General features: G+C 59.5%; 20 protein-coding genes. 8 read left to right on the top strand and 12 right to left on the bottom strand.

Features of this window, described 5'->3' with window-relative positions:
* The first annotated feature begins 44 nt into the window (after nucleotides 1–44).
* The 6 genes from dgcB to IV01_RS11075 all read left to right on the top strand — a co-directional run bounded on the left by dgcB (nucleotide 45) and on the right by IV01_RS11075 (nucleotide 6,297).
* Nucleotides 45–1,991 carry a dimethylglycine demethylation protein DgcB gene (gene dgcB, locus IV01_RS11055; protein ID WP_032629115.1) on the top strand — a complete coding sequence of 649 codons (1,947 nt, stop codon included), beginning with the start codon at nucleotides 45–47 and terminating at the stop codon, nucleotides 1,989–1,991.
* A complete protein-coding gene (locus IV01_RS11060) occupies nucleotides 1,991–3,211 on the top strand; it encodes an electron transfer flavoprotein subunit alpha/FixB family protein (RefSeq protein ID WP_032629112.1) in 1,221 nt (406 codons plus the stop codon). The genes dgcB and IV01_RS11060 overlap by 1 nt, the downstream gene beginning before the upstream one ends.
* Nucleotides 3,201–4,007, top strand: a complete 807-nt coding sequence (locus IV01_RS11065; RefSeq protein ID WP_050507659.1) for an electron transfer flavoprotein subunit beta — start codon at nucleotides 3,201–3,203, stop codon at nucleotides 4,005–4,007. The genes IV01_RS11060 and IV01_RS11065 overlap by 11 nt, the downstream gene beginning before the upstream one ends.
* Nucleotides 4,008–4,281: 274 nt before the next feature.
* Nucleotides 4,282–5,415: a PepSY-associated TM helix domain-containing protein gene (locus IV01_RS11070; RefSeq protein ID WP_032629110.1), complete on the top strand. Its 1,134-nt coding sequence runs from the start codon at nucleotides 4,282–4,284 to the stop codon at nucleotides 5,413–5,415.
* Complete coding sequence (locus IV01_RS0125150) at nucleotides 5,412–5,636, top strand: hypothetical protein (RefSeq protein WP_032629108.1); 225 nt, start codon at nucleotides 5,412–5,414, stop codon at nucleotides 5,634–5,636. The genes IV01_RS11070 and IV01_RS0125150 overlap by 4 nt, the downstream gene beginning before the upstream one ends.
* A gap of 31 nt (nucleotides 5,637–5,667) precedes the next feature.
* Nucleotides 5,668–6,297, top strand: coding sequence for a glutathione S-transferase family protein (locus IV01_RS11075; protein ID WP_032629105.1), 630 nt, complete (start codon nucleotides 5,668–5,670; stop codon nucleotides 6,295–6,297).
* A gap of 175 nt (nucleotides 6,298–6,472) precedes the next feature.
* Here IV01_RS11075 and IV01_RS11080 read toward each other — a convergent pair whose 3' ends face one another.
* From IV01_RS11080 to IV01_RS11120, 10 genes are all read right to left on the bottom strand, one after another.
* Nucleotides 6,473–8,338, bottom strand: a complete 1,866-nt coding sequence (locus IV01_RS11080) for an alpha/beta hydrolase family protein (RefSeq protein ID WP_032629104.1) — start codon at nucleotides 8,336–8,338, stop codon at nucleotides 6,473–6,475.
* The gene (pqqE, locus tag IV01_RS11085) at nucleotides 8,304–9,491 is read right to left on the bottom strand and encodes a pyrroloquinoline quinone biosynthesis protein PqqE (RefSeq protein WP_418903537.1); all 1,188 of its coding nucleotides are present in this window, start codon (nucleotides 9,489–9,491) and stop codon (nucleotides 8,304–8,306) included. Before pqqE ends, IV01_RS11080 begins: the two co-directional genes overlap by 35 nt.
* Nucleotides 9,463–9,738 carry a pyrroloquinoline quinone biosynthesis peptide chaperone PqqD gene (pqqD, locus tag IV01_RS11090; protein WP_032629101.1) on the bottom strand — a complete coding sequence of 92 codons (276 nt, stop codon included), beginning with the start codon at nucleotides 9,736–9,738 and terminating at the stop codon, nucleotides 9,463–9,465. Before pqqD ends, pqqE begins: the two co-directional genes overlap by 29 nt.
* Nucleotides 9,735–10,490, bottom strand: coding sequence for a pyrroloquinoline-quinone synthase PqqC (gene pqqC, locus IV01_RS11095; protein ID WP_032629099.1), 756 nt, complete (start codon nucleotides 10,488–10,490; stop codon nucleotides 9,735–9,737). The genes pqqD and pqqC overlap by 4 nt, the downstream gene beginning before the upstream one ends.
* A gap of 138 nt (nucleotides 10,491–10,628) precedes the next feature.
* Nucleotides 10,629–11,540: a pyrroloquinoline quinone biosynthesis protein PqqB gene (gene pqqB, locus IV01_RS11100; RefSeq protein ID WP_032629097.1), complete on the bottom strand. Its 912-nt coding sequence runs from the start codon at nucleotides 11,538–11,540 to the stop codon at nucleotides 10,629–10,631.
* 103 nt (nucleotides 11,541–11,643) lie between these two features.
* Entirely contained in the window at nucleotides 11,644–11,715 is a 72-nt protein-coding gene (pqqA, locus tag IV01_RS26365; protein WP_008365141.1) for a pyrroloquinoline quinone precursor peptide PqqA, read from the bottom strand.
* A 153-nt stretch (nucleotides 11,716–11,868) separates the two neighbouring features.
* Complete coding sequence (gene pqqF, locus IV01_RS11105) at nucleotides 11,869–14,121, bottom strand: pyrroloquinoline quinone biosynthesis protein PqqF (RefSeq protein WP_032629096.1); 2,253 nt, start codon at nucleotides 14,119–14,121, stop codon at nucleotides 11,869–11,871.
* 139 nt (nucleotides 14,122–14,260) lie between these two features.
* The gene (locus IV01_RS11110) at nucleotides 14,261–15,061 is read right to left on the bottom strand and encodes a carbon-nitrogen hydrolase family protein (RefSeq protein ID WP_032629095.1); all 801 of its coding nucleotides are present in this window, start codon (nucleotides 15,059–15,061) and stop codon (nucleotides 14,261–14,263) included.
* A gap of 15 nt (nucleotides 15,062–15,076) precedes the next feature.
* Nucleotides 15,077–16,756, bottom strand: coding sequence for a flavin monoamine oxidase family protein (locus IV01_RS11115; protein WP_032629094.1), 1,680 nt, complete (start codon nucleotides 16,754–16,756; stop codon nucleotides 15,077–15,079).
* Between the two features lie 226 nt (nucleotides 16,757–16,982).
* A complete protein-coding gene (locus IV01_RS11120) occupies nucleotides 16,983–17,444 on the bottom strand; it encodes an Lrp/AsnC family transcriptional regulator (RefSeq protein WP_122730862.1) in 462 nt (153 codons plus the stop codon).
* 395 nt (nucleotides 17,445–17,839) lie between these two features.
* On the opposite strand from IV01_RS11120, the gene oxlT reads away from it, so the two are divergent.
* Nucleotides 17,840–19,117: an oxalate/formate MFS antiporter gene (gene oxlT, locus IV01_RS11125; protein ID WP_032629090.1), complete on the top strand. Its 1,278-nt coding sequence runs from the start codon at nucleotides 17,840–17,842 to the stop codon at nucleotides 19,115–19,117.
* A 14-nt stretch (nucleotides 19,118–19,131) separates the two neighbouring features.
* Nucleotides 19,132–20,721, top strand: a complete 1,590-nt coding sequence (locus IV01_RS11130; protein ID WP_032629089.1) for a gamma-glutamyltransferase family protein — start codon at nucleotides 19,132–19,134, stop codon at nucleotides 20,719–20,721.
* Between the two features lie 134 nt (nucleotides 20,722–20,855).
* Here IV01_RS11130 and IV01_RS27240 read toward each other — a convergent pair whose 3' ends face one another.
* Together IV01_RS27240 and IV01_RS11140 are read right to left on the bottom strand one after the other, a co-directional pair.
* Entirely contained in the window at nucleotides 20,856–21,899 is a 1,044-nt protein-coding gene (locus IV01_RS27240) for a methyl-accepting chemotaxis protein (RefSeq protein ID WP_032629087.1), read from the bottom strand.
* 489 nt (nucleotides 21,900–22,388) lie between these two features.
* Nucleotides 22,389–23,462, bottom strand: coding sequence for an FUSC family protein (locus IV01_RS11140; RefSeq protein WP_032629085.1), 1,074 nt, complete (start codon nucleotides 23,460–23,462; stop codon nucleotides 22,389–22,391).
* Nucleotides 23,463–23,511 lie beyond the last annotated feature (49 nt).

Here is a 23,511-nt window from a genome sequence, read left to right as displayed (position 1 = left end):
AGCTCCAACAGAAAAAATGCCGAGCCGCGCCGTAGGAGCTTCACATGTTAAACACACTGCTTCCCGTCCTGCTGTTCGCTGCTTTGGGGCTTGCTGTCCTTGGGGCGATGAAGCGGGTGATGCTCTGGCGCAACGGCCGGGCATCGAAAGTCGATCTGCTGGGCGGTCTGCTGGCCATGCCCAAGCGTTACATGGTCGATTTGCACCACGTGGTGGCGCGGGACAAGTACATCGCCAACACCCACGTTGCCACGGCGGGCGGCGCGGTGGCGTCTATCGTGCTCGCGATTCTGGTGCACGGTTTCGGCCTGCATAACCGCATACTTGGCTTTGCTCTGCTAATCGCCTCGGCGGTGATGTTCGTCGGCGCGATCTTCATGTTCCTGCGCCGCCGCAATCCCCCGGCTCGCCTGTCCAAAGGCCCGTGGATGCGCCTGCCGAAAAGCCTGCTGGCGTTTTCCGCCAGCTTCTTCCTGCTGACCTTGCCGGTGGCGGGCATCCTGCCAGAAGACTTTGGCGGCTGGGTACTGGCTGCGATTCTGGCAGTGGGCGTGCTGTGGGGCGTGTCGGAGTTGTTCTTCGGCATGACTTGGGGCGGCCCGATGAAACATGCCTTCGCCGGCGCCTTGCACCTGGCTTGGCACCGCCGCGCCGAACGCTTTGGCGGTGGTCGCTCAACCGGCCTCAAACCCTTAAACCTCAGCGACAAAGCCGCGCCGCTGGGCGTAGAAAAACCTGAAGATTTCACCTGGAATCAACTGCTCGGTTTTGACGCCTGCGTGCAGTGCGGCAAATGCGAAGCGGCATGCCCGGCGTTTGCAGCCGGCCAGCCGTTGAACCCTAAAAAGCTGATCCAAGACATGGTGGTTGGCCTGGCTGGCGGCACCGATGCCAAGTTCGCGGGCAGCCCCTATCCCGGCAAAGAAATTGGCCTGCACAGCGGCAACCCGCATCAGCCCATCGTCAACGGTCTGGTGGACGCCGAGACCCTGTGGTCCTGCACCACCTGCCGCGCCTGCGTCGAAGAATGCCCGATGATGATCGAGCACGTTGACGCCATCGTCGACATGCGCCGCCACCTGACCCTGGAGAAAGGTGCGACCCCGAACAAAGGCGCCGAAGTGCTGGAAAACCTGATCGCCACCGATAACCCTGGCGGTTTCGCGCCAGGCGGGCGGATGAACTGGGCGGCGGATCTGAGCCTCGATCTGCTCGCTGACAAGCAGTCCGTCGACGTGTTGTTCTGGGTCGGCGACGGCGCGTTTGATATGCGCAATCAACGCACGCTTCGCGCCTTCGTCAAAGTGCTCAAAGCGGCCAAGGTCGACTTCGCAGTGCTCGGCCTCGAAGAGCGGGACAGCGGCGACGTGGCCCGTCGTCTCGGCGATGAAGCCACTTTCCAGCTGCTCGCCAAACGCAACATCCAGACCCTGAACAAATACAGCTTCAAACGCATCGTCACCTGTGATCCGCACAGTTTCCATGTGCTGAAAAACGAGTACGGCGCGTTCGATGGCAATTACCTCGTGCAACACCACAGCACGTATATGGCCGCGTTAATCCAGGACGGCGCGCTGAACCTTGGCCAGCACAAAGGCTCCAGCGTGACCTATCACGACCCGTGTTACCTGGGCCGCTACAACGGTGAGTACGAAGCGCCCCGTGACGTGCTCAGGGCGTTGGGGATCGAGGTCAAGGAAATGCAGCGCTCCGGTTTCCGCTCCCGCTGCTGCGGTGGTGGTGGCGGCGCGCCGATCACGGACATCCCCGGCAAACAGCGGATCCCCGATATGCGCATGGAAGACATCTGCGAGACCGGTGCCGAACTGGTGGCCGTCGGTTGCCCGCAATGCACCGCGATGCTTGAAGGTGTGGTCGAGCCGCGTCCGATGATCAAAGACATTGCCGAACTGGTAGCCGACGCGCTGGTGGAAGAAGTTATCCCCAGCAAGCCAGCGCCAACCAAACGTGAACCTGCGGAGGTGCTTTGATGAGCGACATCATTAGACGCGACCCGCGCGCCGAGTGGATCGCCCGTAACCGTCTGCACCCGCTGCATGCGGCCATGCAACCGGCACAAACCAGCTGGATGGGGCCTAACGGCCTGATGCGCAAGAATGTGCATGGCCTGGGTTTTATCGGCCCGAACGGGATAAAGCGCATTGACCGCAGCGGCGCGCAGCAGGGCGGGGCGGTGAAACGCTCGGCTGCAGCTGACGTGCAATTGCCTCTGCATCAAGTGCCGGAGCCAGCTTTCTATATTTGTGTGGTGCCGGACATGGTCGGCGGCCGCCTGAGCGCACACGACCGGGATCTGCTCGGCCTGGCTCATCAACTCGCTGGCGCAAGCGGCGCGGTGCTGGCGGTGGTGTTTGGCGAACATAAAGAAAGCACCTTCGCCACGGCGGGGGTTGATCGTCTGTTGCTCCTCGATGGCAATGAATTCGACGGCTACTCCCCGGAGCAACGGGTACAGGGCTTGCGAGCTGTGGATAACCAGTTCAGCCCTCGACATTGGTTACTGCCAGACAGCCGCACCGGTGGTGGCGAGTTGGGCCGACGTTTCGCGGCAAACCTGGGCGAACGGCCAGCTACCCGTGTCTGGCAGGTAAGGGATGAACAATGCATTGGTCGCGCTGGCGCAGGTCGTGAAGATCTGGCTCGCCCATTGGCGCGTCTTATCCTGGCCGCCGTGGAATGCGCCGAGCCGGTCAGTGAAACCCGTCATGAAGCGCTGCCGGTGGAGTTATCCACACGCGTGGCGCGCAGTCTGCCGCGTATCGAAGATCTGGGCGCGGTGGCGGTTGATCCGGGCCTGATTCCCATGGCCGAGGCCGAGTTTATTTTCTCCGGCGGCAATGGTGTGAAGGATTGGGACTTGTTCCACCGAACCGCCGCTGCGTTGGGCGCTACCGAGGGTGCCTCCCGTGTGGCGGTGGACGATGGCTTCATGGGCCGCGATCGCCAGGTGGGCGCCAGCGGCACCTGGGTGACGGCAAGGGTTTATGTGGCGGTGGGTATTTCCGGAGCGATTCAGCATCTGCAAGGCATCGGTGCCTGCGACAAGGTGGTGGCGATCAACCTCGATCCGGGTTGCGACATGATCAAGCGGGCTGACCTGTCAGTGATTGGCGAAAGCGCGGAAATCCTCAAGGCGCTGATCGAAGCGGTGGAAAACTATCGCAATGGAGCAAAACGAGATGCTGCCTGATCCTCTGAATTCGCCTGTGGATAAAACTCCGTTGCACGTTATCAGCCTCGTTTCCATCGGCGCCCACCCGACTTCCGGTCGTCCTCGTCGCGCCGAGCAAGACGCCCGCGCGGTGGAATTGGGCCTGCAACTGGCCGGGGGTAACTTGCATGTGCTGCATGCGGGCAATGCCGAGGAGCCCGCGTTGCGGGCGTATTTGGGCATGGGCCTGGATCAGCTGCACGTGCTGGAGCAACCTGAAAACGCCGATGCCTTGCCAGCATTGAGTGATTACATTCGTGAGGCCGGGGTGCAGATGGTGCTCGCCGGCAGCCAGGCAGAAACCGGTGAAGGCTCGGGGATGTTGCCGTTTTTACTGGCGGAAAAGCTTGGCTGGCCGCTGATTGTTGGTCTGGCTGAAGTTGAATCGCTGGAAGGCGGCACCGCCCTGGTGCTGCAAGCGCTGCCCCGGGGTCAACGGCGGCGGCTGAAAGTGCGTTTGCCGTTCCTGGCCACGGTGGATAACGCCGCGCCCAAGCCTCGGCAAAGCGCCTACGGCCCGGCGCAGCGCGGCACGCTTGATGCCGAAGAGGTGGAAATCATCAGTGATGAGCTGCTGACAGGCTCAACCCTGCAGCCCGCCAAACCACGACCCAAACGCTTGAAAGTCATCAAGGCCAAAAGCGGCGCCGACCGCATGAAAGCCGCCACTGCCAAAGCCAGCGGTGGCGGCGGGCAAGTGCTCAAAGGCGTAACGCCTGAAGCTGGGGCCGAGGCGATTCTCAAGCTGTTGATCGAGGAAGGCGTGGTGCGCTGAGTCACGGGCAAGCAACAGAACCCCTGTGGAGTGAGCTTGCTCGCGATCCAGTGCGCAGCGCTGGCAAAAGGGTTTGAATTCAAACCATCCTGAAGGCTGTTCCAGCCTTATCGCGAGCAAGCTCCCTCCTACAAGGGCGCTGTCATCCCCACCCGACCAGCACCGATTGCCAGCATTCTGCTGCTCTGACACAATCGCGAATAATTATCGTTAGTTACCTCGCTAGCATCGAAGGCCTCCGCACTGACGGCGGCCTTTTGCTTTGGGCAGAAGAATGAAAAGCCAAACCGTGCGCCGCTGGTCCTTTATCCATACCTGGACCAGTCTGATCTGTACCCTATTTCTGCTGATGCTGGCACTGACCGGCTTGCCGTTGATTTTCAGCCATGAAATCGACCATGCGTTAGGCAATGCCCCTGATTTCAAGGAGATGCCCGCCAATACACCGCACCTGAATCTGCAGCAACTGGTGGAGGCCGCCGAGGCGCATCGTCCCGGCGAGGTTCTGCAGTATTTCGGCTGGGACGAGGATGACAGCAACGGCGTCTGGGCCATCATGGCCAAGACTGCGGGCACTGATCCCAACGATTCCCACTCCTTCATGCTCGACTCGCGCACCGGCCAGGCCTACGAAACACCGTCTGCCAACGGCGGGTTCATGATGGTCATGCTGCGCCTGCACGTGGACATGTACGCCGGGCTACCAGGTAAATTGCTGCTGGCGTTCATGGGCTTGATGTTCGTTTTGGCGATTATTTCCGGGACGGTGTTGTATGCGCCGTTCATGCGCAAACTCAAGTTTGCCACCGTGCGTGTTGATAAATCCCGGCGCATGCGCTGGCTCGATCTGCATAACCTGATCGGCGTCGTGACCCTGACCTGGGCTTTGGTGGTGGGCGTTACCGGTGTCATCAGTGCCTGCGCCGACCTGATAATCGCCGCGTGGCGCAATGACAGTCTCGCGGCAATGATCGCGCCCTATCAGGACGCTCCGGCATTGACCGCACGTGCTCCGGCGACGCGCCTGCTGGAAATCGCCGAATCGGCAGCCCCCGGCATGCAAGCAGATTTCATCGCTTTCCCCGGCACGCGCTTCTCAAGCGAGCACCACTATGCGGTGTTCCTCAAAGGCAATACGCATCTGACCGCCCACTTGATTACTCCAGTGCTGATTGACGCCAAGACCCTGGAGGTAACGGCTGTGGTCGAGCGGCCGTGGTACATGGATGCGCTGGGCATGTCCCAACCCCTGCACTTCGGCGATTACGGCGGCATGCCGATGAAAATCCTGTGGGCGGTCCTTGATGTGCTGACCATCATTGTCTTGGGCAGTGGCTTGTATCTGTGGTGGGTGCGCCGGCGGGCAGCGCGTCCGGTGATTGACGTGCAAGGGGAGGCCGTACAGTGAAGCGGTCCACCTTATGGAAGACCTTCGCTGCGCCTATCGTCATCGGTGTGCTGATTTCAGCAGGTCTGTTTGCTGCTCTGCTCGGCGATGGCTGGTGGGATGCGCTGGCCTGGCTTGGCATGGGTATCTCGGCTGTGCTGAGCATCCGTGGCTTGCTGGCGCGCAGCGGTCAAGAACAGCAGAGCAAAGCAAAGATTGCGGACGTGCAGGACGCTGGCTAGTCTGTAGCGCTGTCTCATTCGAGGAGCACCCATGTCCACGCCGACCATGACGTTGTACTTCAACAAAGCCTCACCGTTCGCACGCAAGGTGGTCATCCTGCTGCATGAAACCGGTCAGCTGGACAGAGTCACGCTTCAGGAAACCGTTTTGACCCCCGTCAATCCGGTTGCTGAACTCAACGATGACAACCCTGCGGGCAAGATCCCCGCCTTGCGTCTGGCCGACGGCAATGTGATCCACGATAGCCGGGTGATCCTCGACTACCTCGACCACCAGCACGTGGGTAACCCGTTGATCCCCCGCGACGGTTCGGCACGCTGGCGGCGTCTGACTCTGGCCTCGTTGGCGGATGCGTTATTGGATGCCGCATTGCTGATTCGCTACGAACAGGCGCTGCGTCCTGAAGAGAAACACTGGGATGTGTGGCTGGATAACCAGCAGGAAAAGATCGAACGCACCCTCAACTATTTCGAGCAGGACGCGATCACTGAACTCAGCTCGGCGTTCGACGTGGCCGCCATCAGCGTCGCGTCCGCCCTAGGCTACATCGACTTCCGCCAGCCGGATCTGGCTTGGCGCAGCCGCTACCCGCGCCTGGCTAACTGGTATTTCGAAGTCAGCGAACGCCCGTCCATGCGGGCGACCCAGCCTTCGGTTTAACAGCCGTAGAAGCTGAGTAACCAGCGAATCTGTGGGAGCAAGCTTGCTTGCGAAGGCGGTGCTCCGGGCGCAGATGATGTCTCGCCGCTGATTGCCCCTTCGCGAGCAAGCTCGCTCCCACGGGGGCATGGTTGTATGCACGGGTCTGAATGATCTGCACGATGCTCGTGCGCTCCTACAGGGGATCGCGTCCACCGGCGCCATCGATCACTTTGCGATAAAACGCCCACTCTTTCTCCAGCGCATCGGCCTGGTTCGTTGCCTTGCGGAAGCCGTGGCGTTCGTCGGGGTAGAAGTGGCCTTCAGCGTGGATGCCTCTGGCGCGCAAAGCTGCAAGCATGGCCCGGGTTTGTTCGGGCACGACCACAGCGTCCAGTTCGCCCTGAAAGAAGATAACCGGCACCCGAATCTGCCCCGCATGTAGCAGCGGAGTTCGGGCTTGGTAACGTTCGATGTCCACGACGGGATCGCCAATCAGCCAGTCCAGGTAGTCGCTTTCGAACTTGTGCGTCGCAGCGCCCAGGGCAATCGGGTCGCTGACGCCATACAGGCTGGCACCGGCGCGGAATACATTGTGGAAAGCCAGGGCGCACAAAGTGGTGTAACCGCCAGCGCTACCACCGCGAATGAATGTCTGATCCGGATTGATCAAACCACGCTTGGCCAGATGATCGACCACCGCACAGGCGTCTTCCACATCCGCCACACCCCAATTCAGATGCAGGCTTTGCCGATAAGCACGACCGTAACCGGTGCTGCCGCGATAGTTGAGGTCGGCGACCGCGAAGCCGCGTTGGGTCCAGTATTGAATCTTCGGGTCGAGCACCGGATAGCAGGCGGAGGTCGGGCCGCCGTGGATGAAGACCACCAGCGGTGGCTGTTCAATTCCATTCATCGCGGGATAGAAATAGCCGTGAGCTTCGCCTTCGCCACTTTTATAACGCAGCGTTTGCGGGCGGCTGATGCGCTCTGGTGGGAGCGGCGCGATGCCTCCGGCCAGCACTTGAACGCTGTGATCACTGCGGCTGATCACCAGCACCGCCGAAGGACTCGTCGCTGAAGCCGCGATGCAATAGATGAATTGATCATCGACTGCCAGGCTACGGAAACGGCTGTACTCGCCGCTGAAATCTTCCAGCGTGCCATGGCTGTCACGGATGCCCAGCACGCCGCCGCCGTCTTGCGACCAGGTGGCAAGGTAGGCACCATGCTGCAACGGCACCCAACTACCACCACCCAATTGCCAGGGTGCTGGCGCATGGTCCGCGTCGGCCGCCTTGAGGTGGGTCAGGCCAAACGAGCCTTCAACGCAGGGTTGCCAGTAACCGCCCTGATCGCTCAGGCAGTACAGGCGTCCCGATGCATCGAAACGTGCTTGCTGGATGGATTCTTCTTCTCGGTCGCCTGCCAGACAGCGCGGCTCGGACCAGCCACCGCTGGCCTGGCGTTTGCTGCTCATCAACAACGTGCTGGTCCACGGCTGGTGCGGCTTTTGCCATTCGATCCAGGCCAGACGCTGGCCATCCGGGCTCATGGTGGGCGAAGCATAAAAATCCGCACCTCTGGCCAGCAGCAGGCGCTTGCCATTGGCAGCGTCAATACTGACCAGCTGGTGATTGTCCTTGTCCTCTTCAACCGCGAGGACCTGCCCGTTGGCAAAGACCAGATCCCCGTAGCGTTTTTTGCCTGTGGTGATAGCTTCCGGCAAGCCTTCTTCTTCGAGCTCGTCCCAGATCAGGGGCTGACGATAAAGCTGCTGATCACTTTCGTTGACGAACACCAAGGCATCGTCGGTCAGACAGAAAGATCCGCCGCCGTATTCATAAACCCGGCTGCGCACGCTGAAGCCTTCAGGCGTCAGGCAGGTCTTTTTGTCTTCGAACCAGCGCCAGATTCGGCTCGCGCCATCCTCCGGCCGATATTCATTCCAGAACAAACCCAACGGGCTGACCGCCAGCTCGGCGAAATCAACGCCGGCGGCGACCGCCTGGGCTGCGGTGAAGGTGTCAGGATTTGGCGATGAGGCGCGAGTTTCGGTCATTGCGAAAGGCCAGCTGCTCAATGGTTTGAGTAGCATACTCGGCTTCTTCTCGCGCCTGAACAATCATCCCGTGATGAGGCGATTTGCTGCACACCGGGTCGGCATTCGCGGCATCTCCGGTGAGCATGAACGCCTGGCAACGGCAGCCGCCGAAGTCCTTCTCTTTCTCATCACACGAGCGGCATGGTTCGGGCATCCAGTCATAACCACGGAAGCGGTTGAAGCCGAACGAGTCGTACCAGATGTGCTGCATCGTATGTTCGCGCACATTGGGAAACTGCACCGGCATCTGTCGCGCGCCGTGGCAGGGCAGGGCGGTGCCATCCGGCGTCACGGTGAGGAAGATGCTGCCCCAACCGTTCATGCAGGCTTTCGGGCGCTCTTCGTAATAATCGGGGGTGACGAAGATCAGCTTGCACGGGTGATTGTCGGCAGTGAGTTTGTCGCGGTATTCGTTGGTGACCCGTTCGGCGCGCACCAGTTGGTCTTTGGTGGGCAACAGGCCTTCGCGGTTCAGGTGCGCCCAGCCATAGAACTGACAGGTTGCCAGCTCCACGAAGTCCGCTTCGAGGGCGATGCAAAGCTCGATGATTTTGTCGATCTTGTCGATGTTGTGCCGATGGGTAACGAAGTTCAGGACCATCGGGTAGCCGTGCTTTTTCACCGCGCGAGCCATTTCCAGCTTTTGTGCGAAGGCTTTTTTCGAGCCGGCGAGCATGTTGTTCACTTGCTCGTCGCTGGCCTGGAAGCTGATCTGGATGTGATCGAGACCGGCTTCCTTGAAGTCGATGATTTTCTGTTCGGTGAGGCCGATGCCGGAGGTGATCAGGTTGGTGTAATAACCCAGACGCCGCGCTTCGGCGATCAGCTCGGCCAGGTCCTGACGCACCAGCGGTTCGCCACCGGAAAACCCGATCTGCGCCGCGCCCATCTGCCGGGCTTCGCGCATCACCTTGAACCACTGCTCGGTGGTCAACTCCTGGCCCTGTTTGGCAAAGTCCAAAGGATTGGAGCAATACGGGCATTGCAGCGGGCAGCGATAAGTCAGCTCGGCCAGCAGCCAAAGCGGCAGGCCGACCTCGGGCTTGGGCGGAATCTTTATGGCTGACTCGACAGGCGTCGGCTCAGACAAGGTCGATCCAGTGTTCGGCACGGGCCACCTCCATGAATTGCTCGACGTCTGCGCCGAGTTCGGGGAAACCCGGAAACTGTTCGCTCAACGCCTCAATGATTGCGGCGACGCTGCGCTGGCCATCAATCAGGCCGCCAATGGCGCTGGCGCTCTCGTTGAGTTTGATCATGCCTTCGGGGTAGAGCAGCACATGGCCGTTCTGCGCCGGTTCGAACTGGAAGCGATAGCCGCGGCGCCAGGTCGGGACTGTTTGTCGATCGAAGCTCATAGGGCGATCCCCTTATGCCAGACACGTTGGTCGGTCACGCTGTGATAAGGCGGGCGGTTCAGCTCGTAAGCCATGCTCATGGCATCCAGCATGCTCCACAAAATGTCGAGTTTGAACTGCAGGATTTCCAGCATCCGCTGCTGGCCTTCGTAAGTGGTGTAGTGCTGCAGAGTGATCGCCAGCCCATGCTCTACATCGCGACGGGCCTGACCGAGGCGGGTACGGAAGTATTCGTAACCGGCGGGATCGATCCACGGGTAATGCTGCGGCCAGCTGTCCAGGCGCGACTGGTGGATCTGCGGAGCGAACAGCTCGGTCAGCGAGCTGCTGGCCGCTTCCTGCCAATTGGCGCGGCGGGCGAAGTTCACGTAGGCATCCACGGCAAAACGCACGCCGGGCAGAACCAGCTCTTGAGAGCGCAGCTGATCCGGGTCGAGACCAACGGCCTGACCCAGGCGCAGCCAGGCCTCGATGCCGCCGTCTTCACCGGGGGCGCCGTCGTGATCCAGCAGGCGCTGAATCCATTCCCGACGGATTTCACGATCCGGGCAATTGGCCAGAATCGCCGCATCTTTCAGGGGGATGTTCACCTGATAGTAAAAGCGGTTGGCGACCCAGCCCTGAATCTGCTCGCGGGTCGCACGGCCTTCATACATCGCCACGTGGTACGGGTGATAGATGTGGTAATACGCGCCCTTGGCACGCAAGGCCTGTTCGAATTCAGCGGGGGACAGCGGCGTTGCTTCGCTCATGTCGGCTCCTGGTTAAAATGGCACGGTCCTGTGGGAGCGAGCTTGCTCGCGAAGGGGCCGGTACATTCGACACATTTCTGCGTTTGATACGCCGTCTTCGCGAGCAAGCTCGCTCCCACAGGTAGACATCATTGCTCGCTAAAGCTCAATACTCATCCCATCAAACGCCACTTCGACGTTACGCCGTGCCAGTTCTGCGCGTTCGGGGGAGTCTTCGTCGAGGATCGGGTTGGTGTTGTTGATGTGGATAAGCACCTTGCGCTGCTCGGGCAGGCGTTCCAGCACTTCGAGCATGCCGCCGGGGCCGTTCTGGGCCAGGTGGCCCATTTCCGTGCCGGTGCGAGTGCCGACGCCACGGCGCTGCATTTCGTCGTCGTCCCACATCGTGCCATCCACCAGAAGGCAGTCTGCGGCCACCATCTTCTCCATCAGCGCGTCATCGACCTTGCCCAGCCCTGGCGCATAGAACAGCTTGCCGCCGGTCTTGAGGTCTTCGACCATCAGGCCAATGTTGTCGCCCGGATGCGGGTCGAAACGATGTGGCGAATAGGGCGGTGCGGCGCTGCGCAGCGGGAAGGGCGTGAAACGCAGATTCGGGCAGGCCGGTATCACAAAGCTGCCTTCCAGTTCGATACGGTTCCAGTTCAGGCCGCCGTTCCAGTGCTTGAGCATGGTGAACAGCGGGAAGCCGGTGCTCAGGTCTTCGTGAACCATGTCGGTACACCAGACCTGATGCGGGCAGCCCTCGCGCAGGCTGAGCAAACCCGTGGTGTGATCAATCTGGCTGTCCATCAGGATGATGGCGCTGATCCCGGTATCGCGCAGCGCCCGGCCCGGTTGCATAGGGCCGAAACCCGCGAGTTGCGCACGGATGTCCGGCGAGGCATTGCACAGCACCCAATTGACGCCATCGTCGGAGATCGCGATGGACGACTGGGTCCGCGCGTGGGCGCGCAGGCTGCCGTCACGGAAACCGGCGCAGTTCGCGCAATTGCAGTTCCATTGGGGGAAACCGCCACCTGCGGCGGAACCTAGAATCTGGATATACATGTCAGCTCCAACGGCGAGGCCTGATGCGTGGCGTTCTAAAAAAAAGAAGTGTCATAACCATAAAAAAAGCCCCGGCGAACCGAGGCTTTGCACCGCGTTGTCATCAACGGCTTGCGAAGTACATGGTGACTTCGAAACCGATACGCAGATCAGTGTAAGCAGGTTTAGTCCACATAAAAGACTCCTTCTGGGTGATTGCAGCGGTGAGTGGTAAATCGTTAGTACCCCTGCGAGGCGATACGTTCGATGGTTAGGCAGCTATGTTACTTAATTTAACAATTCCTGACTGTCGGATTCATGAACAAAGCTTTTGCAGCTTTGGTAATGATCACGGGTTCGCCCAAGGGTTTCCAAGGCTGTTGGTCAGGCACAGCCAGCCACCGGCCGCAGTGTTGAGGCTAGCAAGGGCGTTGGATAAATCGGCTGCTTGCAGGCGACCTAGCGCTTGCATCAGGCGGGGCAGATAGTCGGCGTCCCGACCTGCCAGACGCGCCTGCCAGAACAATTCTGCGGCGCTGGCGTTATCCATGCCGTTGGTATCCAGCTGGGCGATCAGCGCTGTGGTTTGCGCGCTGAGATCGGCTTCTTCGAGCAATCTGGGCAGTTCGCCCAGAAACCCTTCAATGTGGCGAACCAGCGCCTCGGCCGACGCACTGGGCGACTGGACGCCAAATAGCAAACCGGACTGCCCGGCAATCTGTCGGAAACCGCTGAACACTGCGTAACCCAATTGAAGCTCGACCCGCAGGCGTTGATAAAACGGCCCTTGCACCAGCTGCGCTAGCAGTCGCCAGATCGCTTCGTCGGCGATGGACGAAGTCGGGGTCGAGCAGAACAGCAGGACTGCGTTTTCCGACGAATCCGAGTGTTCGGCCTGCCAGTGTTTTCCAGCGGCCAAGGTTTTGACCTGCATCGGTCGTGCGTCTGTTACGCCCGGTGTCTTGTTCAGAGCGGCATCGCAGTTCAACGATCCCGAGATGAAGCTTATCCAGCGGGTCGAGGCCCAGAGGCGTGTTATGTCGGTTATTTCTGCGCCCGCTTCGGCACTCAGATAGCGGTCTGGCAGGACTTTAAGCAGCTGGCGTATTGGGATCAGTGGCGGTTCGAAATTGTGCCCGCTCTGGGGCTCATCGTCCGGGCGGTTCAGCAGTGCAAATACATGCTCCAGAATGTCCGGAATGGGGGCTGCAATACCGCATAGCTTCAACTGCCAGTAATTGCCATAAGCCGTGAACGCCAGATCGACCCCTGCTTGTTTTGCATCGGCCGTCAGTTGTCGCAGGCTTTGCTCAATCCTTTGCCACAGGGCGGGTTGTGGATATTGCAGCTGCCAGCGCAGGTACACAGCGCCTTCAGTACCGTCGCTTACTGCGCTGAGGAAGGGATTGGGTTTGGGTAATTGCCAGTCGATCGTTGCCGTTTGCGTTTCGGGTTGCAGATGTTCAAGCAATGCAGTCAGCGCCACGCAGCCTTGGGCGGACAGGCCTAGCGGCAGCGTCCGCGCATAATGATGGGCCAAGTCCAGCGGCCCGGCGGTCTCCAGGCGGCGTTGGGAAAGGCGGTTGTATTCGGTGCGCAGGGTAGGCCAGGTGGTTTTGAAGAATTGGAACCAGTCCAGAATCGGCGTCGACGCTATCGCGGGCAAGCGCGCTCCTACAGAAGCTCGCATTTCATCTGTAGGAGCGCGCTTGCCCGCGATAGCGGTTTTATTGGCGACGCTAATTAAAGCCTGCCCCGCAAACTGATAAACCACCTCGGCCTTCAGCGCCCCAACCCCCTCTGCACGGCTGCCATTGATGGCATGGCACAAAAACGCCACGGCCTCATCAGCACCCGCCGGCAGACCTTCGAATGCAAAAAGATCACATGGCATCACGGACCCGCGCTCAATCAGCCTCGGCGGGCTATCTTGCTCGACCTTCTCCCCCGCAGCGAAATACCCGCCATAACCCGTCGCCAACGCCCGCAATTCTTCCAGCGATTGCGGCCCGGACAGACACAAGGTCATTTGCCCGGCTTGATAAAACCGTTGATAGAAATCCTGCAGAGCCTGCTGAAACGCCTGATCGGGCACTCGCAAGCTATAGCGATTACCCGCATGAAAGCCACGCAAGGGATGGCGGGCTGACAAGCCTTGCAGCCGCTGCGTTTGCTGACGAGAAGCGGCATCTCGCGACCAGGCAATGAACTCGGCGTGCAGCACTTCTCGTTCGCGCAATTGATCGGCGAGCGTCATGCGTGGATGGCTGAGCATGTCGCACAGTCGCTCCAGCCCTTGGGCGAAACTCGCGACGGGCAGCTCGAAAAAGAAGTCGGTGGTCCGCTCCCGGGTGCTGGCATTGATCTGCCCGCCGTGGCGCTGGACGAAGCGCATCAGTTTTTCGTCATCGGCAAAACGCTCGGTACCGAGGAAAAACAAATGCTCAAGAAAGTGCGCCAACCCCGGCCACGCAGCAGGCACATCATGACTTCCCGCCGCCACCCGCAACGACGCCGCACAGCGCTTGAGCCGTGGGGCGTGACACAACACGACGTTCAGACCGTTGGCGAGGGTCAGGTGTTGGGTGGAGGGGCGGGGCATGGGCTTTCCGATTGGAGGAATCAGGTCATGCTAGCGCGCCAGACCCGTGGGAGCGAGCTTGCTCGCGAAGAGGCCATTACATCCGACATATGTCTGTGACCATTGCGCCGCCTTCGCGAGCAAGCTCCCTCCCACGGGTCTAGCGATCACTCAAACCTATATAAAACCCCGGCCTGCGATCATTGAAGTAGGTATTGATCGAGCGTGATTGCTCCATCAGCTGACGATCCAGTGTACCGACGATCAGCGCTTCATCTTGTGCCGCCAAGGCCACGCGGCTGCCGTCCGGGGCGCAGAGGCTGCTCAGACCGCAGTAGTGAATCTCGCCCTCACTGCTGCAGTAATTGGCGTAGGCCACGTAACACTGGTTTTCATAGGCCCGGGCGCGGATGGTGACGTCGGCGACGAAATCGTAAGGCGCCATATTCGCGGTCGGCACCAGAATCAACTCGGCGCCGGCCAGCGCCAGGCGACGGGTATTTTCCGGAAATTCCACGTCGTAGCAGATCAGAAAACCCAGCCGCCAGCCGTTGAGCTCGACAATCGGGAAGCGATCCTCACCCGGCATGAACATCGCCTTGTCCAGCTCGCCATACAGATGGGTCTTGCGGTAATTGCACAAGGTCTGGCCGTGGCTGTCGATCAGTTGGATCGAGTTGTACACCTGCTCGTCGGCGCTCAGTTCGGGGTAGCCGTAGAGGATCGCGATGCCATGGGCCTTGGCAATCGCCGCAATATCGCCAGCGGCAAAACCATCGTTGGGTTGCGCCAGGGCGCGGGCGGCTTCGGCACCTATGTTGTAGCCAGTGAGGAACATTTCCGGGCATACCAACAAATCCGCGCCTTGCGCCGCTGCATCGTGCGCTTGCTGTTCCAGTCGCTGCAGATTGCCGCCGACGTTTAGCGGCAGCGGCGGGCATTGGTACAAAGCGATGCGCATGGTGGTGCCTCTTGTTCAGTCAGCCAGAGCGATAGGGCCGATTTCGTCGAACACATCGCCGGGGCCTGGGTTGTCGGCGTGAGTCTTGCCGCCGAAGTGGGTCATGATGCCCCATACCGCGTTCAATGAGGTCTGCACCGCGCCTTCGACCCAGGCAGGTGTCCAGGAAACATCGTCACCGGCAATGAACATGCCGCGCTGTTCCACGGGCATGTCCTGCTGCATGAAGTGCGCGTACATGCGCTGGTTGTAACGATAGTGGCCCGGCAACGCGCCTTTGAAGGCACCGAGGAAATGCGGGTCCGACTCCCAGGAAACAGTAATAGGGTCGCCGATGATCCGCGCCGCGATATCGACTTTAGGGTAGATCTTTTTCAGAGCGTCGAGCGCCAGCTTCACGCGTTTTTCGATAGGCTGCGGCAGCATCTTCAGGGCGTCGCTCATCCACGAATAGGAAAGGCAGATCACCCCCGGCTTGTCGTCACCGTTATCGAACAGATATGTGCCACGGGTAAGGCGGTCGGTGAGGGTCATACTCATCAGGTCGCGACCGGTTTCCGGGTCTTTGTCTTTCCAGAACGGACGATCAACCATCACGAAGGTTTTCGACGATTGCATATAGCGCGTGCGGTCCAGAGCCATCCACATCTTCTGCGAGAACAGCGACTCTTCGCACTCGATCTGAGTGGTGAGCAACCAGCTCTGACAGGTGGTCAGGACCGCGGCGTAATGGCGTGTATCGCCCCAGTTATCAGTGACAGCCAACCGACCGTCTTCTGCGCGGGCGATGCGTTTGACGCCCGTGCGCGGCGCGCCGTGGTGCAGCGACGACAGGCTGGTGCCTTGCGGCCAGTGAGCGCAGCGCTCCGGTACGTGTCGCCAGATGCCCAGCGGCACTTGCTCGACGCCGCCGACGATCAGGTGCTGGTGATCGTCGCAATTGGTCATGACCACGCGGAAGATTTCCAGCATCGAGTTGGGGAAATCCGAATCCCAGCCACCGGTGCCAAAGCCTACCTGGCCAAACACTTCGCGATGGTAAAACGACAGCTTGGCGAACGCCTTGGAGGTCGCGACGAAATCATAGAAGGTGCGGTCGTCCCACAGCGGCACGAGGGTGTTCCACAATTCCTTGAGGCGCGGCACGTCGCGGTCGCGGATGGCTTGCTGGATGTCTTTGAAGCCCGAACCTTCTTCCAGTGCGTCCGCCCACGCGTCGGCCACCTCTTGGAACATCGCCGGCAAGTCCGAGAGCTGTTGCGCGTAGTAAGTGACACCCTCCAGATCAATTACAGTGCTGCCCGATGCTGCGGTCAGCGGATTAGGGAAGGGTTTGGACTCCAGACCGAGCTTATCGACGTAGTGATAAAACGCCGTGGACGACACCGGAAAGCGCATGCCGCCCAGCTCCGCGACGATGCCATCGGTGCCCTGAAATGCCTGAGAGCGAAGACGGCCGCCCATCTTCGACGCTTCGTAGATCACTGGTTTGAGGCCCAGTTTCATCAGCTCATAAGCGGCGACCAGTCCAGCAATGCCAGCCCCGACGATCGCCACTTCCTGACCATGATTCTCCACCGGAATACTGCCCAGCCCGGCCGGATGCTCGATCCAGTCGTCAAAGGCGAAGGGGAAATCCGGGCCGAAAATCGTGATCGGCTTCTTACCGTCTGCGGGGTGGCGATTGTTTTTCATGACTGACCTGGCTGATGCGCGAAAGGCACAGTCTAGACAGGAGTGAAGACATTAATAAGAAGCAAAGTGTCGTCGATATGGAGTGGTTTTGTGCGATGTGACGACCCTGATGAGCACTTTGACCTGTTGGAGCGAGGCTTGCCCGCGAAGAACGATAACGTGGTGTGACAGGGAAACCGATATGCCTGGTTCGCGGGCAAGCCTCGCTCCAACAGACTGCACGACCCTATACAGGCTGTCCCCGATCAATCTTGCTGCTGAGAATGATCGAGGTAGTGGTCTTCTCAACGCCATCAACGCTACCGATCAGGTCCAGCAATTGATCAAGTTGCTCGGGGGAATCAGTGCGCAGCCAGGCGACGTAGTCGAACTCGCCACTGACAGCACACAGCTGCTGGACTTGCGCCAGACTGCTGAGGCGGCGCAGCACTTCCTTGCCCGAGCGCGGCTGCACGGTGATGCCGACGTAAGCCTGCAATCCACCATCAACCACCCGTTGACTCAAGCGCACGCCATAACCGGTGATCACCTTGGCGCTTTCCAGCCGCGCCAGCCGGGACGTGACCGTGGTACGGGCGATACCCAACTGACGGGCAAGCATGGCCACGCTTTCCCGGGCGTTGAGCTGCAAGGCCGCAATCAGCTGGCGGTCGATTTCATCAAGGACGGGCGGGCGCGTGGTGGACAAGAGCATCTCCTTCAGGGCAGTGGGCATCTTACCTGTGGGCGACGCAAATGGCTTGGCGCGAACTAAAACGAAGCAGGGAGATTCATTGTGGTGCGCGCGGCTGCCAGTCGCTAATCCACTTAATTAGGGCTTTGTCCGTTAAGCGATGTCATCTGTCTTGCCAGCGTTAGAGCGATAAATCATCCGGGCGTAGAGTGGGTGGTGCTGATAACCAAGTTATAAGATTCAACGAAGTGCTAATGCCGTTATTTCGATCTTTGCATCGGAAGTTAAAAGTGTGGGCGCAGGTTTTATTTGGCTAATAGTTGGGGTGTTGTTGGTTAGATGGATTGCTAGCGATTGGCATGGCCCTTGCTGAACAGGTTGTATCGACCACCTGCACAGTGAGGTTTGTTATGAACAGCAAGACGCTTACGCTAGAGCAGCCATTGACCGGTGCGTTCAGCTCCCGCTGGTATCAACTGGTTATTGGTCTGGTTTGTATGATGGCTATCTCCAGCCCGCAATATGTCTGGACTTTATTTACCGGTCCATTGACTCAGAAGTTGGGTGTGTCTCTGGCTCAGGTGCAAATAACTTTTTCACTGTTGATCATCTTGCAGACATTCTTCTCCCCCGCTCAAGGCTGGTTGATTGATCGGTTCGGCTTGCGAAAGCTGATTGCGACCGGCTGCGCGCTTTCGGGGCTTAGCTGGGTATTGGCCAGCCAGGCCAACTCCCTCACCTCGCTGTATCTGAGCTACGGTCTTCTCGGCGGGCTGGGTACCGGCATCGTGTATGTCGGGATTGTCGGGCTGATGGTGCGTTGGTTCCCTGACCGTCGCGGGCTGGCGGCAGGTGCAGTCGCGGCGGGTTACGGTATGGGCGCGATGCTCACCACTTTTCCGATCAGCAATAGCCTTAAAGAGGTTGGCATGGAAGCCACGCTCATGACCTTCGGTGTGATCCTCGGGATCGTCGGCTTGCTGGCCTCGCAGTTCCTGCGCCAGCCACCGGCTCAATTGGCCGCGGCGCCGGTGCCGATTGTGGGCAAGGTTGTCGCTGACATGGCGCCTCGGCAGATGCTCAAGACTCCGATTTTCTGGCTGATGTTTGCCATGTTCACCATGATGTCCACTTCCGGGCTGATGGTGACTTCGCAAATGGCCAGCTTCGCCAAAGACTTCGGCATGACCAATGTGATGGTCATGGGCATGGCGGCGTTGCCGTTGGCATTGACCATAGACCGCATCTGCAATGGCCTGACCCGCCCTCTGTTCGGCTGGATCTCCGACCGTTGGGGCCGGGAAAACACCATGGCCTTTGCCTTCTTCTTCGAAGGCGTCGCCATGACGCTGTGGTTTTTGACGATTGATAACCCGGTGCTGTTCGTGCTGCTTTCCGGGGTTGTATTCCTGGGTTGGGGGGAAATTTTCTCACTGTTCCCGTCGACCCTGACTGACACCTTCGGCGCCAAGAACGCTACAACCAATTACGGCTTTCTTTACATGGCCCAAGGCATCGGCTCAATCTTCGGTGGGCCAGTCGCCGCGCTACTGCATCAGTACACCGACAGCTGGATCCCGGTATTCACCGTGGCGATCAGTTTCGACATCATTACCGCCGCGCTGGCTTTCTTCGTGCTCAAGCGTATGCGCCGCAATTGGCTGGCGAAGAACGCCCATGGCCTGTGAATCAAGGACTCTGCATGCTTAATACAACCCTTGCCGCTCGTGGAATTGCGGTTGCCCCTCATAGCCTTGCCGCTCAGTCGGCTCTGGCAGTCTTGCGCGATGGCGGCAATGCCGTCGAGGCGATGGTCGCCGCTGCGGCTTCGATTGCGGTGGTGTACCCACACATGAATAGCCTGGGGGGCGATGGCTTCTGGCTGATTGTTCCTCCAACAGGTGAGCCGATTGCCATTGATGCCAGTGGCCCGGCTGGGAGTCTCGCGACCCTGGATCGCTATGCAGGTATGACGCGCATTCCGATTCGCGGTGCAGGGGCTGCGTTGACGGTGGCCGGGACGGTGGGCGGATGGCAGGAAGCCTTGCAGGTGTCTGCGGAGCTGGGCGGCCAGTTACCGCTGCCACGTTTATTGGCCGACGCGATTTATTACGCCGAGTCAGGCATCCCGGTCACGCCTTCCCAGCATCTGGCAACGGCCAGCAAAAAGGCCGAGTTGCAGGGTATTCCCGGTTTCGCCGATACCTTTCTGCACAACGGCGAAGCGCCAGCAGCGGGCAGCCTGTTCAAGCAGACCCGACTCGCCACCACTTTGCGCACCTTGGCCGAAGAAGGCTTGGACAGCTTTTATCGCGGCGCCCTGGCGGATTCCATCGCCGAAGATCTGCACACCCTGGGTGCGCCCGTAACGCGAAGCGATCTGGCGAATTACCGAGCCAAACGGGTGCGTGCGTTAACCCTCAAGCACAGCGCGGGGACGGTGTTCAATCTGCCGCCGCCGAGCCAAGGGCTGGTTTCGCAACTGATCCTCGGGGTGGCCGATCATGCCGGGTTGAGCCAATGCACTCCAGACAGCGCCGATCATATTCATACTCTGGTTGAAGCGACCAAGCTGGCGTTCGCGGTGCGCGATGAGCACATCACCGATCCGGAACACATGACTATCGATCCGCAAGCATGCCTTGAGCCGGACTACCTGCATCATCTGGCCCAGCGCATCGACCCTCAACATGCGGCAGTGTGGGGCGAGGGCAAAGGGCCCGGCGATACGATCTGGATGGGCGTCATTGATGACAGCGGCCTCGCCGTCTCGTTTATCCAGAGCATTTATCACGAATTCGGCAGCGGCGTGGTGTTGCCTGGCAGTGGTCTCAACTGGCAAAACCGGGGCGCCTCGTTCAGCCTTGATCCCAGTCACTTGCTGGGCTTGCGGCCGGGCAAGAAGCCTTTTCACACCTTGAATCCGGCAGCGGCTCGCCTGAATGACGGACGACTGCTGGTTTACGGAACCATGGGTGGCGATGGCCAGCCACAGACGCAGGCGGCGGTGTTTAGCCGATACGCCGTGTTTGGTCAGTCGTTGCAGCAGGCGGTCACTGCGCCGCGCTGGTTATTGGGCAGAACATGGGGTGACAGCAGCGACACGCTTAAAGTTGAGTCCCGCATCGCGCCTGAGGTTATCGCCGAGCTGCAACAGCGTGGTCATGAGGTGGAAGTGCTTGGGCCGTTCACCGAGACCATGGGCCATGCGGCAGCGGCAGTACGTCTGCCGAACGGGTCATTTGAGGGGGCCTTCGATCCGCGAAGCAATGGCGCTGCGGCGGGGTATTGATGGGGCGGGCAGGCAATCCTCTGTGGGAGCGAATTCATTCGCGAAAGCGGCTTGTCAGACGATGGATTTCTATCGAATGTACGGGCCTCTTCGCGAATGAATTCGCTCCCACAGGGTAGGGTCGTTTGTATTGGCTACACCTCAATCGCCGGCAACTGCTGCTCAATCACCCCAAGCCAACCCATGCCCGGATAGGTCTCAAACCCCGGTGTCAGGCAATAACCCTGAATCAGGCTATTGGGCAACGTTCGATAGCCGCTGGCCTGCCCGGCTTTGGTCTGCAGATCGACGTTTTGCCCCAGATGACTCTGCGCATCCGAGCTGGCAATGATCTTGTGGTTGGCGTCGACCATCATCACCCGGGTTCGTGAGCGCTCATCGTCGCTCAAACGCACGCCGTTGATGACCGAGTCGGCCTGGTTTTTCCAGTCGAAGAAGATCCCGATGACGCCAATCACGGGCGCTTGTTTACCCGCGTTGGCGCGCACGGCTGCGCTGAAGGCACAGGTCGGTGCGCCGTTGAGCAGCGGCTCTATGGCAACCTCTCCGGCGAAATACTGGTCGCCCGATGAGTGTCGCAGTGCGTGTTTGAACCAAGGCACATCTGCCACATTGGCGCCGAGGACTTTGCCAAAGCTGTCCGGCCTGCCCGACGCAATGACGCGGCCGGTGTTATCGGCCACCCAGATATCGAGGTAGACGGTGTAGCTGTCGAGAATAATCCCCAGGCGTTCGCTCGCATGGGCGCAGGTTTCGAGGCTTTGAGTGGTCAATACATCGACCAGCGAAGCATCTGTTGCCCACCAGCGCACGTCACAGGTGCGCTCATACAAATTGCGGTCGATGATCTCGATCAGGTTCAGCGAAAGATCCGCCAAGCGCTGGCCGCGAACATCGAAACACATGCTTTTGCCCAGCTCGGTGAGTTCGTTGACGGATGCCTGTAAATCCTGAGTCAGGCCACTGGCGATCTTGGAGATGCGCTCAGAGATATCCTTCACCTCTTCGGCGACGACCGAAAAGCCCAGGCCTGCCTTGCCCGCATGTGCAGCTTCGATTAGTGCATTGATTGCCAGTAATCGAGTCTGGCGCGTGATCATTTGTATATCGCTGACACCGCGAGTAGCCAGCGCTTCCACTTCCCGGGAGAGGGTGACGATCCGTTCAGGTTCGATCATTTTCGTTCTGCTTCAAAGGGTTAATGTTTGCGGCAGCTTTCACATCAAATAATGTGACAAAAATAATATAATTCGGGCGCTATTAGTTGCCCCGTTTAATGCGCAAATACCTGAGCTTAAAGTCAACTAAAGTTTGCGAGATGGCATCCTGCCTTTACGCAAGTTAGCGCAGATTTAATGACCTGTCATCTGTGGTTGAAGTCGTACCTTGAAAGATTAAATGCGAGCTGTAAAAACGAAATAAATACGTATTTCTGTGGGAGCGCTTGCGTGGCAGACGCAGCGCTGTCGCGCAGCAAACAATGGGATTGTGGGAGCGACCGGGGTGGCGCTCCACGTTGCTCGCGAAAGCGGTGTTCAGGCTTAAAGGTTCGCTCAGCAATTCTGGCCTCTTCGCGAGCAATGTGGAGCGCCACCCCGGTCGCTCCCACAAAAGCCGACCGCATTCAGTTAGTTATATATTTGCAAGGAGCGCATCACACATCGGCCTTAGAACTTCCAGCGGCGTGAAGTCTTCGCCAATCGCTGCTGCAAGCCATCGATATTGATTGCCAGCTGGGACATCAACAGATGGTAGGCGGTGAGTTCGCTGGGCAGTGCCGCCGCAGGCGTGGGGAGGGTGGTCTCGGACGCGCGCTGCAGTCGCTCGGTGGCGCCGGTCTGCAGAGCGCGGGCCATGCCCACCAGCTGCCGGCGGGTCTGGCGATACTCGGCGTCCAGGCGCTCTTTCCACTCAGGGCCGGCGACATTATCGATATCGGCAGGACGAATGTTGGCGAGGATCTCCAGGGTACTCAGACACATGCGGAAGTGCCCTTGAATGGCGTCGAGCTCAACCATGGAGATTCGCACTTCCTTGGAGACAGAAGGCATCAGCGAACGCAGTTGCAACATGGTGTTGTTGAGGCGAGTCATCAGCTTGCGATGATCATCGGCGGCAGTTACCTGGCCATGGATGATACGGCCATAAACTTTCGCACAGTCGCGTAAGCCACTGGCCAGGTTATAGCGCCAGGAAAAAACGGCGTACAACGGCAGGGCAAAAGAAAACGCCAGCGCCAGGGCGATACCGATCAGGATATCCACGGTGCGCCACAGCCCATCACTGATCGGGTTGTAGCCGTGACCGGCGACGATGAACAGCGTGATCGCCGAGAGCAACGCGGTATACCCGCCCTTGCCAATGGCGTGATATGCAAAGAACCCGCACATCACCGACATCATTGCGTAGGTCAGCAGCGGCATCTGCAGATAACCCTGCTGCACCACCACCAAGAGCCCAAGCCCCGCTCCAATCAACGTTCCGTAAGCTCGCTCGACAGACTTCTTGCGGATATTGCCGTGATGCTGCAGGCCGCCAATCACGATCAACATCGTCACCGATGCCCATTCTCCGTGTGGGAGGTTCAAGCCGGTGGTCAACAGAATCGTCACCAGCAAACCCACCGCAATCCGCGCGGCATGGATCAGACGTGCATGTCGAAAGCGTCGATAAGGGTCCAGCACCGGTCGTAAAACGCGGCGCAACCAGAAAGGCAAACGGAGAGAGCGGGAAGTCATCATGCGTAAAAGACCGCGAGGATTGGGATTTGATCCCGTAAGAGACGAGGGT

Source organism: Pseudomonas syringae (assembly GCF_000737245.1).
GTDB classification, from domain to species: domain Bacteria; phylum Pseudomonadota; class Gammaproteobacteria; order Pseudomonadales; family Pseudomonadaceae; genus Aquipseudomonas; species Aquipseudomonas syringae_J.
Note: the sequence above shows the minus strand (reverse complement) of the source record. Positions and strands in the feature narration are given on the sequence as shown.

Coding starts and splice junctions, on each gene's coding strand:
- dgcB (WP_032629115.1), top strand. CDS start 45: ATGTTAAACACACTGCTTCCCGTCCTGCTGTTCGCTGCTTTGGGGCTT.
- IV01_RS11060 (WP_032629112.1), top strand. CDS start 1,991: ATGAGCGACATCATTAGACGCGACCCGCGCGCCGAGTGGATCGCCCGT.
- IV01_RS11065 (WP_050507659.1), top strand. CDS start 3,201: ATGCTGCCTGATCCTCTGAATTCGCCTGTGGATAAAACTCCGTTGCAC.
- IV01_RS11070 (WP_032629110.1), top strand. CDS start 4,282: ATGAAAAGCCAAACCGTGCGCCGCTGGTCCTTTATCCATACCTGGACC.
- IV01_RS11075 (WP_032629105.1), top strand. CDS start 5,668: ATGTCCACGCCGACCATGACGTTGTACTTCAACAAAGCCTCACCGTTC.
- IV01_RS11080 (WP_032629104.1), bottom strand. CDS start 8,338: ATGACCGAAACTCGCGCCTCATCGCCAAATCCTGACACCTTCACCGCA.
- pqqD (WP_032629101.1), bottom strand. CDS start 9,738: ATGAGCTTCGATCGACAAACAGTCCCGACCTGGCGCCGCGGCTATCGC.
- pqqC (WP_032629099.1), bottom strand. CDS start 10,490: ATGAGCGAAGCAACGCCGCTGTCCCCCGCTGAATTCGAACAGGCCTTG.
- pqqB (WP_032629097.1), bottom strand. CDS start 11,540: ATGTATATCCAGATTCTAGGTTCCGCCGCAGGTGGCGGTTTCCCCCAA.
- pqqF (WP_032629096.1), bottom strand. CDS start 14,121: ATGCCCCGCCCCTCCACCCAACACCTGACCCTCGCCAACGGTCTGAAC.
- IV01_RS11110 (WP_032629095.1), bottom strand. CDS start 15,061: ATGCGCATCGCTTTGTACCAATGCCCGCCGCTGCCGCTAAACGTCGGC.
- IV01_RS11115 (WP_032629094.1), bottom strand. CDS start 16,756: ATGAAAAACAATCGCCACCCCGCAGACGGTAAGAAGCCGATCACGATT.
- oxlT (WP_032629090.1), top strand. CDS start 17,840: ATGAACAGCAAGACGCTTACGCTAGAGCAGCCATTGACCGGTGCGTTC.
- IV01_RS11130 (WP_032629089.1), top strand. CDS start 19,132: ATGCTTAATACAACCCTTGCCGCTCGTGGAATTGCGGTTGCCCCTCAT.
- IV01_RS27240 (WP_032629087.1), bottom strand. CDS start 21,899: ATGATCGAACCTGAACGGATCGTCACCCTCTCCCGGGAAGTGGAAGCG.
- IV01_RS11140 (WP_032629085.1), bottom strand. CDS start 23,462: ATGATGACTTCCCGCTCTCTCCGTTTGCCTTTCTGGTTGCGCCGCGTT.